We start from the raw sequence: 12,076 nt of genomic DNA on the forward strand, positions 1-12,076 counted from the left end.
GATGCACCGTCTGCGGCGTCTTTGGCTGGTGAACGTCGGACATGAGGCGGCGGGCTTCAAATCGCTGCTGCTGGATCTGACGGGCGGGACGAGCCATGTGGATGGCAGGGCGATGCCCGCTGTCGATGTGATCCTGTGGCTGCGCAACGGCGGCGGCAAGTCGAGCCTGCTGTCGTTGATCTTCAGTCTCTTCCTGCCTGCGAAGAACGACTTCATCGGCCACAAGAAGGGCAAGTCTTTGGCCGACTACGTGCCCGACCAGAAGGTCTCCCACGTCGTCGCCGAGTGGGAGGACACCTCTCTTCCCCGCAGGGGAGCTGCTCTGGTCACGGGTGGGGTCTACCAGTGGCAGGACGGTCACCGCCCGGCTGACGTGGAGACCGGCTGGGAACTGCTCATCCGCCGCTGGTACTCCTTCAAACCGCTGCCCGGCATCCTCGATCTGGAGAGCCTGCCGATGCGCTCCGAAGCGGGGCAGCTGACGCAGAGCGCGTTCCTCAAGAAGCTGGCCGCCGACGGCAAAGCCCACCGTGCGCTGAGCCTGCGCATTGCCCCGGACCAGACCGAATGGCGCACCCTGCTGACCGACCTCCGCCTCGACCCGGCCGTGCTGCGGATCCAGCGGGACATGAACCGGGAGGAGGGCGGGATCACGGAGCTGTTCCAGTTCTCCACCTGCGAGGATTTCATCAACTTCCTCATCGATCTGCTGTGTGACCCACGGGACCCTGTCGTGGTCCGGGCCTCGTTGGAGGCGACGGCATCGAAACTGGCACGGCGCCCCGGGCGCGAGAAGGAACGAGGTTTTCTCTCCGCGGCCCTCCTGGCGCTCAAGCCGGTCACCGAGCACAGTGCTCTGGCGGCCGAGAAGCAGGACCTGCTCACCCAGCAGGTATCAGTGTCTTTGCGCGTGGAACAGCATCTGTCCGCCCGAGCCGAAGCACTGGGGAATGCAGCGGTACAAGCCGAGTCCGAGGCCGCTGCGGAACAGGCTGCGGAAGCTGATGCCAAGGCGCATGCCGCGCAAGAGGAACGGCACCTGGTGGTACTGGCCGGACAGGCCGCGCAATGGGCTGCCGACGAAGCGGGAACGGACCTGGAGCGGTGCGAGCAGAAGGCATCCGCGGAGCAACTCGTCCACCAGGCATGGGAGCTGGTGGACACAGTTCTCGACCTCGATGCACAGCGGCAGGAGGAACAGCGCCTCAGGCAGCTGCTGGAGCTCCAGGACGTGAAGCAGGCTCCTTTGCGCTCATCCATGGAGGCGGCGGGAGCAGCTCTGCGAGACAGACTGTCCGGCGCGGTCGACCAGCTGGCGGTCGAGATTGCTGAAGCCCGCCGCGGCCGCGATGAGGCGACGGCTGCGCGCAAAGCGGCGGAGAAGGGCCATGCGGGGGCGAAGAAGGGTGAGTGGCAGGCGAAGGAGCAGCTGCGGCGGGCATCTGAGCAGCTGGCGGCGGTGGAAGCAGGTCTGGGTGCTGCACGTCAGGACGGGCTGATCGGACCTGACGAGGCGCCGGCTGATGCGCTGGTCCGCTATACGGACGAGGTCGCCCGAGTCGAGCAGCGCCTGGAGGACCGTCGCGCGCGGCAGGCGGAGTCGGTAGGTGTGCTGTCCGCTCTTGTGGACCGGCAATCGACGTGTACGGCGCGGCTGGCCACGGTCCAGGACCGCCATAGCGCGCAGTGGGACCGGCTGAGTGCTCTGCAGGCGGAGAGACGCGAGCTCGCTTCCAGCCCGCGCCTGCTGGAGCTGGCCTGTGCCGAGGCCGGAACGGTGCTGGACCTGGACGATGTCGCCGGGGATTTGCTGGATCTGCTGGCTGAGGCCGGTCGGTGCTGTGATGCCCGGATGCTGCAGGAGCAGGTCGAGGCCGCCGACGACCAGCGCGCCGTCCGCGGCCTGGGGGAGGCCGGTTTCCTTCCCGGTGCGGCGGAGGTCGAGCGGGCGGTGGAGCGCCTGCGGGCGCTGGGCGCGCCTGCGGTGTCGGGGCTGCAGTTCCTGCGGGAAGCGTTCCGTGCCGACGAGCACGCGGCGGTGATCGCAGCTGCCCCGCATCTGATCGGCGGTGTGGTGGTGTCGGGGCCGCTTCCTGACGGCGAGGATCTGGCCGCGCTCGCGCGGCGTGCGGGAGTCACGGCATCGGTGATCGCTGTGAGTGATGACTCCCAGGCCCGGCGGGTGATCGCCCAGGCGGATGAGGGCACGATGGTGTTGCCGGTTCACCCCGGGCTGCTGGAGCCGGGCGCCGCCGATCGGGAGCAGCTGAGGCTGGAACATCGGCTGGAGGGGCTGGAGGAGCGGGTGCGGGACCTGGTCCGTTCCAGGGACGCGGATGCTGCTCTGGCACGTCGTCTCCAGGCTCATGTGGATGTCTTCGGCGCCGGCCCGCGTGCAGTTCTTGAGGCGGCCGTTGCCCGTCTGGAGCAGGAAGTCGACACGCTGCAGCAGGAGCTGGGTCTGCTGAGAGAGCAGGCTCGCGACGCGCGTGAGCAGGCGGACCTGCTCGGGCCGGAGATCAGTGCGCTCCTCGCGCACCTGGGGACGCTGAGGGATCTCCTTCCCCGGGTACGGGAGTTTGCCTCCACGCTGGAGCGGGTGGTACCGGCCTGCCATGCGGAGATGTCGCAGGCCGGCAAGGTGCTGCCGCTCCACAAGGCTGAGATGCGCCGCTATGAGCAGGCCCGCAGGGCAGCCGAGGCCCGCCAGGACGTGGTGCGTGCGGTGCTCCAGCAGGCTGAGGAGCGTCAGCAGCGCCATGCTGCGGAGATCATCCGGCTGCGTGCGGTGCTTCCGGAGGAGTGCGGCCACTCACTGAGCGTGGCCGAGCTGGCGGCGATCCCTCTGGACACCTTGCGCAGCCGCTTCGAGCAGGCGCAGCGGGACTGGCAGGGGGAGATCGGGGATGCCACACTGCGGGCGAGGGCGGAGGGCTGCGCCGAGAGAATCATGGCCCTCACCGGCGCTCTGGCGCGCAAGCCCGCGGACGTGTGCGGCATGGCTGAGCGGCTCGCCCGCACTGCGCACGCCAGTGATGTGGAAGAGCGTTCCCGCAGGCGGGCAGAGGCGGCGGCCGGCCACGATGCGGCGGTCGAGCGGCGTGGCGTGGCCCGAGAGGCGCAGAGGAAGGCGGACCAGGCGCGCGATGCGGCAGCGGCCAGGGTGGAGGCGCTCGATCCTCCCTGTGGCGCTGCGGACGCGGACCGGGTGGGTCCCTTCCGGGACGCCGCCGACGCGTTCGCAGCGCAGGCTGCTGCTGCCCGGTCGGTCGAGCTGGCTCATGAGGCTTGCCAGAAGCACCAGCTGCGGGTTCGAGACCTGGGCATCGCCGTCGAGAAGGCGAAGAGCGCAGCCCACCGGATCGGCCGGTGTGCTCAAGGGGTGAGGGACGCGGCCGGTCGTCACGGTGGCACGGAGCACCATACGGCGCCGGACACGGCGGATGCCGCACATCTTGATGCGTTGCTGAGCGGTCTCGCTGAGCCTTTGCGGATCAGTGTCTCCTCGCTGGCTTCGCTGTCACCTGAGCAGGCTGAGGCTTTGGAACAGGTGGTGGTCAGAGCTGTCGATGCCGTGGCACAGGCCCGTGACGGTGCACGCAGGAACTTGGAGAAGTCGGTGCGCAGGGTCCACGCCCTCGTGCACGACCAAACGCACCGCGACGTGGTCGAAGGACAGCTGCTGGAGCGGCTGATGAACGACCTGGGCTATCCGGCACGGCTGGCGGAGCTGATCGAGGAGATCGAGCTGCGGGAGAAAGTCGTCATCGGTGAGCTGGCCGAACTCGCCGACGACCAGCTGATGGTCGTGCAGACCTGTCTCGCGCTGGTGAAGACCGTGCTGGACGACCTGCAGCAAGTGGCCCGCCACTCCCGCCTGCCTCAGGGACTGGGAAGCTGGTCGGGGCAGCAGTTCCTCAGCCTGGAAGTCCGCCACCTGCCCGGCGACGAAGTTCTCAGCCGACGGCTGTCGACAGAGATCGACCGGATGACCGCTGCTGTCGCAGGAAGCACCGCGGCAAAGGCCACGGCTCTGCCGGATGCCATGACTCTGACCAAGGAGCTGGTTCTGGCGGCACTGGGAGGACGCGGCAACATCGTCGCGAAGATCATCAAGCCGACACAGTCCCTCGACGTCGTACAGCGCAACTCGGTCACCCAGATCCAGAAGTTCAGCGGCGGCGAACTGCTCACCGTGTCGGTCCTGCTGTACTGCACTCTGGCCCGGCTGCGTGCGGCCAAGCAGGGCCGCAAGGCGACAGGAGGTGTGGGCACCCTGGTGCTGGACAACCCGTTTGGGAAGGCGAACTACGCGCCGTTCATCGGTTTGCAGCGCAAGGTCGCCGCCGCCCACGGCATCCAGCTCGTCTACACCACGGGCTCCAACGACCTGCCCGCCCTGGAACGGTTCCCGCTCATCATCCGCCTGCGCAACGGATCCGACGCCCGAACCCGTTCCCAGTACGTGCAGATCACCGACCGATACGGGGACGCCGTCAACCGCGGCCTGCAGCGCGCCCACGAAGAGGGCATCACCTCCGCGCGTCTGCACCGCCGCAGCGACCTGGACACCGAGGAGGACATCGGCCCGGGTATCCCGCATCAGAGCAGCGAGAGCGAAGCCGAAGACACTGAGGGTGACCAGTGACACCGGCCGACCGCATGATTGCCTTCCTCGTCGACCAGACGGTGAAGCGAGTCGACTTCGACCTGCTGGCCCAAGCCGCCGATGCAGGCGACTCCAGCCTCTCCACCTCCCCGCTGCGGCGCCGAATCCTCGCCGGCGCCGCAGCGGAGCTCGCCGGCTCAGGGGTTGTCCGGCTCCCCGCCGCCCGCGGCCGCGGCTGGGACCGCAGCGCCGAACCACCACTGCCCTTCTGGGTGGACCGGCTCACCCTCCGACCGACCCGGGCCGGACGGCCCGGGCCGCGGGCCTGGGTAGAGGCGCTTGCCTTTGCCGCGCATCAGCCGCTGAGCCGGGCAGACCTTGAACTCCTCTCCCCCATCAATGACCACCTGCGCGACCACCCGGATGCCGAACCGGTCCCGGTCCCGGAACGCTCCTACGAGTTGTACGGCGATGAGAAACGGCTCTCCCGCATCGCCTCCCATCGTCTGGTCACTGCGGGCTTTCTGAGCATCGCCGACCACCTGCGGGCGTTTCCCTCCCCCGCACCGCTGGCGATGTACGAGCTGGGGCCAGCGCCATGGATGCTGATCGTCGAGAACAGTGCCGCGTTCACCAGCCTGCGTCGCATTCTCAAAAGCTGGCCCAGACGCCAGGAGGTGGGCTGGCTGGCCTACGGCGAAGGCGACCACCTCATCGCCTCCCTCCCCACGTGTCTGGAGACATTCGAGGAACGCGACCACTACGCCGAGGACCTGATGCTGTACACCGATCTTGACCTCGACGGCCTCGAGTGCGCCCAGCAGGCAGCCGCCCGTGCCTGCGCAGCCGGGCTGCCACCACTTGTTCCGGCGGTCGGATTGTTCGGCCCACTCCTAACCCAATCGCCACGCGCTGTCCCGGTCTCGGACGCAGTCCGGATCCGATCAGCGGCAGCCTGGCTGCCCGAGCCTCTGGCTACCAACGTCTGCGAGCTTCTTGCACAAGGAAAAGCTCTCCGGCAGGAGGCTCTGCCGAAGCCTCGGCTGGAGCATCTGCTGTGTCCCGACCAGGCGCTACTGTCCCAGTTGCGGGAGCAGCAAAATCGTCCCGGACCTGAGGCACCAGCCACTGCGTGAGACACCTGGATTCGGCTGACTTCAAGCGAGTGTGGACGGTCACGTAATTCCCCACTGTCTTGACGTCGATGTGCACCGGCCCGGGAATGGTGCCGTCCTCCAGCAGCACTCCGACTTTGCCCACATGATGAGCCCTTCCCGACGTGACGGTCCCTCTCTCGCTCGCCCAACCAGGGGCGGGCTCGAACCCGCGCTGAATCCCGGAAGGGCGGGGCCCCCGGGGCAACATGCTCCCGGGGCCGCCTGTTGCCTGGTGGCGGTCACAGCAGCCCGGCGACCAAGGCGCCGAGCAGTGGAACCAGGGCGTCGATCGTGAGGTGGATCGCGCCGCAGCAGCCGGTGCTTGCGGCGGGCGATCCGCGAGAGGGGTCTGGATCCGTTCGGCCCGCCGGTCGGTGGCGAGGTCCGCCACCAGCTGCTTCGGCAGGCAGTCCGCCCAGTGGAGGAATGATCCCCTGCCCTCCTCCGCCGGGCCGAGCATCGGGCAGATGGCCAGCAGCACCATCACGAGCGCGACAACCAGGTCGCCGCCGCCGAGCCAGACCAGCGCGGTGGCGGCGCCGGTGAGGCTGCGTCCCTGGACGATGGCGGTCAGCACGGCCACGGTGACGGCCGGTGCAGACAGCAGCGCGGTGGCCTTGGCGTCGGTCAGGCGGGAAGCGCACGGGTTCGCAGCCTCTCGACGCATTCAGTGGCCCGGTCAAGGTGGGCAAGGGATTGCTGGTCCTGGTGTGGGTTCCGAGACTCGAACCCCTGCATAGGGTCTGTCGTGGCGCACAGCGGGATCGTTCCTGCTTGGCACATGCCCTGGTCAAGAGAGTCTGGATCCCGTGCTTCCAGTGCATCCAATGCGCCCCCTGAACGGGCTGGCTGAGCCGTTGCGGGTGGCGTGTACTAGTGGTCCGCCGCCTCACTTCCTACTGCCATAACTAAGGCCGCAAGCCGGATTGCGACGTCTTCAGACGACTCAGGAGAGGGGGAAGGTGATGAACACGACGCCGCCGCGAGCGGCATCCGGCCCTGACCTTGGTGCGGCCCGGCAACAGGTCGACTCAGTCCTGGTTGACTTCCTGGCACGCAAGACCGTCGTCGCCGCCGCCCAGCGCCTTCCCACCGAGACCATCGAGGCCCTTGCCGACTTCATCATGGCCGGCGGCAAACGGCTGCGTCCCACGCTCTGCGCCGCCGGCTGGCACGCCGCTGCCGGACAACAGCCGCCGCCGAAGGGCGTGTTGCAGGTTGCGGCCTCGCTGGAGATGTTCCACGCCTTCTGCCTCATTCACGACGACATCATGGATCACAGCCCCACCCGCCGCGGCCGGCCCACCGTTCACCGTGCCCTGGCCGACCGCCACATCACCTCCCGCCCTCAAGTCCTGGCCGAGCAGTTCGGCAACGCGGCCGCCATTCTCATCGGCGACCTCGCCCTGATCTGGTCGGACGAACTCATCCATACCGCCGGGCTCGCCCTCGGCCAGCTCACCACGCTCCTGCCCCTGCTCGACGCCATGCGCGCCGAGGTCGTGTACGGCCAGTACCTCGACCTCACCGGCACCGGCCGGCCGACCGACGACATCGGCCAGGCTCTGACCGTCATCCACTACAAGACCGCGAAGTACACCGTGGAACGTCCCCTGCACATCGGCGCGGCTCTCGCCGGTGCCGACGGGCAATTTCTCGCCGAGCTGAGCCGGTTCGCGCTGCCGCTGGGGGAGGCCTTCCAGCTCCGCGACGATCTTCTGGGCGTCTTCGGCGACCCTCAGCGGACTGGCAAGCCCGCCCTGGACGACTTGCGCGAGGGCAAGCACACCGTCCTTGTCGCCCTGGCCCTCCAAGCCGCGGACGACGCGCAGAAGCGGCTGCTGCACACCTTGTACGGCAGTGCCTGCGTGGATGAGGAGGACGCGGAGGCCGTGAGGGCGGTGCTGCGGGCCACCGGTGCGGACCAGGCCGTCGAGAGGATGATCACCGAACGGTACGAGCAGGCGCTCACCGCCCTCGGCAGCCTGCCCGCTCCCGCCGAGGCGCACAGCCAACTGCGAGCCCTGGCGGACAGAGCCGTCTGCAGGACGTCATGACGGGCGGCGCCGTCGACGGCTAACTGCCGTCAGCCGTATCCGGTCCTCCTGGGCCGCCTCGCACCCTTCGGAGACTCTCATGGTGAACCCGTCATCCGGGTTGGAGAACATCACCCACACCACGCTGGGTACCCCAGCCTTCGGGGCGTCAACTGGCCTGCGCACGTATATGCCGTGGGTTCTGGACCGTCTCCTCGACGGCCGGGCTTGGCAGACCTTTGACCCGTGCGACTATCTCATCGAAGGCGCCACCCTGGAGTGGATCTACGAGGCTGGTCTCTTCCGGCCCGACGAGTACACCAACTTGCAGGCGTACTGCATGCCTTTGCTGGCGAACCTGTGGTGCCTGGGAGAGGACGATGAGGTCATCGACGTCTTCGTCCGCAGCATGGCATGGATCTCCGCCCTCGACGACAAGATCAACGAACTGGGCCGTCCGCTGGCCGCTTATACGGGTACTTGCGGGAAGATCATTCGCACTGGCGAGTTGCCCGACGATGCGAACCTGTATCACCGTGCCGGACTGGATCTACGTCGTCACCTCATCGCCATGGGCGCAGAAGCAGTCCTGGAAGAATTCGCCGAAAGCATGGACATGTTCCTTTCCGCTGTCGAGCGTGAGGAGCGCTGGCGGTCAACGGGCCACCTGCCGACGGTCGCCGGGTATCTCAGGAACCGGCAGGCCACCATAGGTGTCTTCCCTCACCTCCCGCTGCTTCGGCTCAAGAGGGCCATGCCTTCGCCAGGCACACCCGTCTCGACTGCACTGGGACAGTTACGCTGGACAGTCTGCCGGCTCATCGCCGTGGAAAATGACCTGCTCAGCTCCCACAAGGAAGAACGCGACGGCACGTTCCAGACGCTGCTGGAGGTCATCAAACGCGCCTACGGAACCGATACCGGTGGAGCCCTGGCCTGCGCCCTGGCCATCGGTTCCACGTTGCGGGACCAGCATGACCAACTGCTCAGGGCGATCTGTGAAGACCCAGGCGAGCCTGCCTCGAGCCGCCGGTACGCCGAGGCCATGGGCACATGGGTCGACAGTCAGACCAACTACGAACTTTCCGCGCCTCGTTACGGAATGGCCGACTTCCTTGGCGCCAGTTGGCCAAAACCTCTGTCGGGCCCGGCTTGATCCGATCAGCAGCGTGCGCATTTCGCCCTCCAGGCGAAGGATCATCTGCCGACAGGCGGCCGACACGTCCGGGGGTGGGGAGAGATTGTGGCAGCGCAGCGGATGGATGTCCCCTCCCCCGGTCCGGGCCACTCCGCCGCCGGACGGATCGCATCATCGGCCAGGCGCCTGCCGCGCCGGGAGGGAATCGCCTGACAGGTGGCTCGGGAGCGTGGGGAGTCGAGGTGCTCCCGCACCGGTCCCGCACAGGTCAAGGCCAGGGCCGTTCGGACGGCTCCGAGAACGATCAGTGGCCCAACGGGGGCCGGGGCTCGGCCTGGCCGGCCCGGCGGGACTGCCCCTGGGTGATGCGCCTGCTCATGAGGGTGATTGCCGCCCAGGTGATGAGCGACTCGGAGTGCTGGATTTGGCGCTCGATCTTCCTGACGACGGCTCTCTCCGTATCGGCCAGTCCAATCGCCCCTGCGTGATTCTGCTGGAGCCAGCGGAGCGAGCGGGGCGCCGTCGGGCGAACCCTTGCGGCGTCACCCGATCAAGTTCAGCAGTCTGACGGATCTGGCGGTTACCAGATTCCGTCGATGACTTCCTCGAACGCGAGGTGCTACTGCGGGTCCTCGTCGGCGAACGGCAGCGCGTCGAACACGGTGATGCGGGCGCGCAGGTCGTCAACGCGCTCCTCGTCGTCCTCTTCCAGGGCTCGGCGCAGGTTCTCGAACGCGGTGATGGCGTAGACGGGGGATTCGACGTCCCGGTGCAGGGGGCGGTGGGTCATGTGGGTCGAGCCGTCGCCGAGGGCGTAGACGGTTCCGGAGTCCGGGTCGAGTCCGAGGGTCGTGTCGGCGGACATGCTGAGCACGAGCCAGTTGCGGCACTCGTCGGGAGCGGTCCCCACTTGCTGTACGAGCGGTGGATGTCGATGTGGTCGTCCGCGCGCAGGCTCGCCTTCGACATGAACCACTCGGTGTCGGGCAGGCCGACCGTGCCGAGCAGGTGTGCGGTGCGGACATCGAGGCATAGGTGGGGGGTGGTGTAGCGCGGGAAATAGATGACGCCTGTGAGTCCGGATGCGGTGCCGGATGAGACCCCTCTGGTCCGTGCCTGGGTACGCGGGAACCCCGGCAGGGCACCCGGCATCCACTACGACAATTGGGAGAACCTGGGCAATCAGGAGCAGCAGCGACGCCACCGATGGCTGCAGCGCCACGGCCGCTGCCCCGTTCAGCTCCTGGACCTGGAAGCCGGCCTCATCCTCAGCACGGGCCTGCACATCCTCGACTGGGGTCCGCCATCACAGACCACAGCGCCCGGACCAGACACCACAGGTCATGGGTAGACCCCACCCGCGCCTGGATTACGTCCCGATGCACGGCAATGCCAACAGGCGCCTCGCGGAACTACTGGAGGCCGGCGAAGCCGATACCCTGCTCCTGGCCGTCGCCAGCCTGGAGCAGATCGGCCGCAGGGACGTCATCACCATCATCCTGTCGACCGAATCGATGATGCCGCCGATCGGCTCCGACGTCCTCGCGCTCCTGTGTGAACGTCAGGGAGCGGCTGTGTAGTGCACGACGGTCGATTCGCATGCCTCCGCGTACACCTTCAGGGCGTCAACTTCGGCCTGGTCCGCAGCCAGACCCCAGCGCAGCTTCGTGGCGGTCCACTCGCCGACGTACCGACAGTGGACATCGGGCAGCGGCGGCATCCACTCGGCGGGGTCACGGTCGGCTTTCGCCTGGTTGACGCGGTCGGTGACCGCGATGAGCGAGGTGGTCGCGTCCTGGTCGTTCGCGTACGCCTCTCGGCGCGTGGCGGTCCAGGCACTCGCGCCGGAGTCCCACGACTCGGCAAGGGGCACGACGTGGTCGATGTCGACATCCGTCGCGTCCGTCAGAGTTCGGCCGTCGTAGTAGCTGAACCAGCGGCCCCCGGTGAGCTTGCAGCGTTCACCGACCAGCGGGGCCTCGATGGCCTCGGAGAGTAGGACTTCGTTGCGGGTGTGGCAGCCGTCGGTCGCGTTAAGCCCCTTGTTCCAGTGCTTGAAGGAGTCCCTGGTGTACCCGGTGCGGTCCTCGACCTCGATCGGGAGCTGGTCGACGGCGTCGGCGAGCGGCAGTACAGCCGCGGCCGGCGGCGCAGCCTGGGCGGCCGAGGCCGGGGTGGAGACGGCGAGGGGGGTAAGGGCGAGGAGGAGCGCGGCGCTGCGGCGCGCAAGGTTCTTGATCACGATCCGAAAGCCTGCCGTACCGGTGGCCTGCGTCGTGCGGAAGGGGGCGGGCGCGATCCGTCATCCGGGTGGTGGATTCACCGGCGAAACGATCAGACATCGCAGCAGGTTGACGTCTGCTTCGTACTGTCTTTCGGCGCTGGTCCCTGCCGCACTGGCGGACGGATCGCGTCTGGGGCGCGTGCCCGTGTCAAGGGCAGGGAGAGGTGCCGTCCCTCCCCCGTGGTCCCGTCGTCAGCACCTCATGCCAGGAGTCCGCAGAGTCGCACGAGGAACCAGCGCAGAGGGACGGCGCGGTATGCGTTTCCGGGAGGTTGGCGCAGGCGGCTGCGAGCGTTGCCGCGAGGCCCGGACGTCTGGACCTCGGAGTCCCTGCCGCTGCTACCTGTGCGTGGAGGGGCCGGTGGCCGGGCTTCGGATCGACACCCGACCCGGTACGCCTGCTGAAGGTGTCCATCATGGGGTGGTACCCAGCGGATGAGGAAGCGCCGAATCCCACTGTGCCCATGGCCGTTGTCCTTGCCCCAATCTGCCGCGGGGTACATGGCGCCTTCCACCGCCTGCCCGCTTGCGCCCACTCTGCACTCGGGCTGACCACCGACCAGGCCGAGGCCCAGGTCGAGATCGACGCTCGAAGGACCTGGGCTCAACCCTGCGAGGCGACCACCGTGCTCTGTCTCCCCTCATCATCGCCGCCCGAAAACGTACCGTGCCCCACACCGAAGGGTGTGGGGCACTGGGGCAACGGCGCCAACGACCAGTCGGCTCGTGTTGCCCGCTACGCAGCCAACCGTATCTGGAGAGCGACAGCTCTGCGACCGCCCTTGGCAGTTACCACGCGAACGAGCGAAAGCGTCGCATCCCCTGTGATGCTGTCATTGACAAAGCCAGAGG

6 protein-coding genes and 1 pseudogene are annotated in these 12,076 nt (G+C 67.9%); 5 read left to right on the forward strand and 2 right to left on the reverse strand.

The features are described from left to right. Position 1 precedes the first annotated feature (1 nt). From ACFYT9_RS26720 to ACFYT9_RS26735, 4 genes are all read left to right on the forward strand, one after another. Positions 2-4,648 (forward strand): hypothetical protein, encoded by a 4,647-nt coding sequence (locus tag ACFYT9_RS26720; RefSeq protein WP_389168026.1) that lies wholly within the window; start codon positions 2-4, stop codon positions 4,646-4,648. Continuing rightward, on the forward strand, positions 4,645-5,745 hold the full coding sequence (locus tag ACFYT9_RS26725) for a hypothetical protein (protein WP_389168028.1): 1,101 nt from the start codon (positions 4,645-4,647) through the stop codon (positions 5,743-5,745). The genes ACFYT9_RS26720 and ACFYT9_RS26725 overlap by 4 nt, the downstream gene beginning before the upstream one ends. Before the next feature lie 986 nt (positions 5,746-6,731). Next, entirely contained in the window at positions 6,732-7,823 is a 1,092-nt protein-coding gene (locus ACFYT9_RS26730; RefSeq protein ID WP_389168030.1) for a polyprenyl synthetase family protein, read from the forward strand. A 79-nt stretch (positions 7,824-7,902) separates the two neighbouring features. Further along, complete coding sequence (locus ACFYT9_RS26735; RefSeq protein WP_389168033.1) at positions 7,903-8,958, forward strand: terpene synthase family protein; 1,056 nt, start codon at positions 7,903-7,905, stop codon at positions 8,956-8,958. Between the two features lie 601 nt (positions 8,959-9,559). Here the strand turns inward: ACFYT9_RS26735 and ACFYT9_RS26740 are convergent. Further along, positions 9,560-9,850, reverse strand: a complete 291-nt coding sequence (locus ACFYT9_RS26740; protein ID WP_389168036.1) for an SUKH-4 family immunity protein — start codon at positions 9,848-9,850, stop codon at positions 9,560-9,562. 445 nt (positions 9,851-10,295) lie between these two features. On the opposite strand from ACFYT9_RS26740, the pseudogene ACFYT9_RS26745 reads away from it, so the two are divergent. Continuing rightward, positions 10,296-10,508 (forward strand): annotated as a pseudogene (locus ACFYT9_RS26745) (hydroxymethylbilane synthase); the annotation flags it as partial. Here ACFYT9_RS26745 and ACFYT9_RS26750 read toward each other — a convergent pair. Next, the gene (locus tag ACFYT9_RS26750; protein ID WP_389168038.1) at positions 10,502-11,182 is read right to left on the reverse strand and encodes an HNH endonuclease family protein; all 681 of its coding nucleotides are present in this window, start codon (positions 11,180-11,182) and stop codon (positions 10,502-10,504) included. The pseudogene ACFYT9_RS26745 and the gene ACFYT9_RS26750 sit on opposite strands and share 7 nt — an antisense overlap. Positions 11,183-12,076: the final 894 nt, after the last annotated feature.

This window comes from Streptomyces sp. NPDC004435, from assembly GCF_042873895.1.
In the GTDB taxonomy this organism is placed as follows: domain Bacteria; phylum Actinomycetota; class Actinomycetes; order Streptomycetales; family Streptomycetaceae; genus Streptomyces.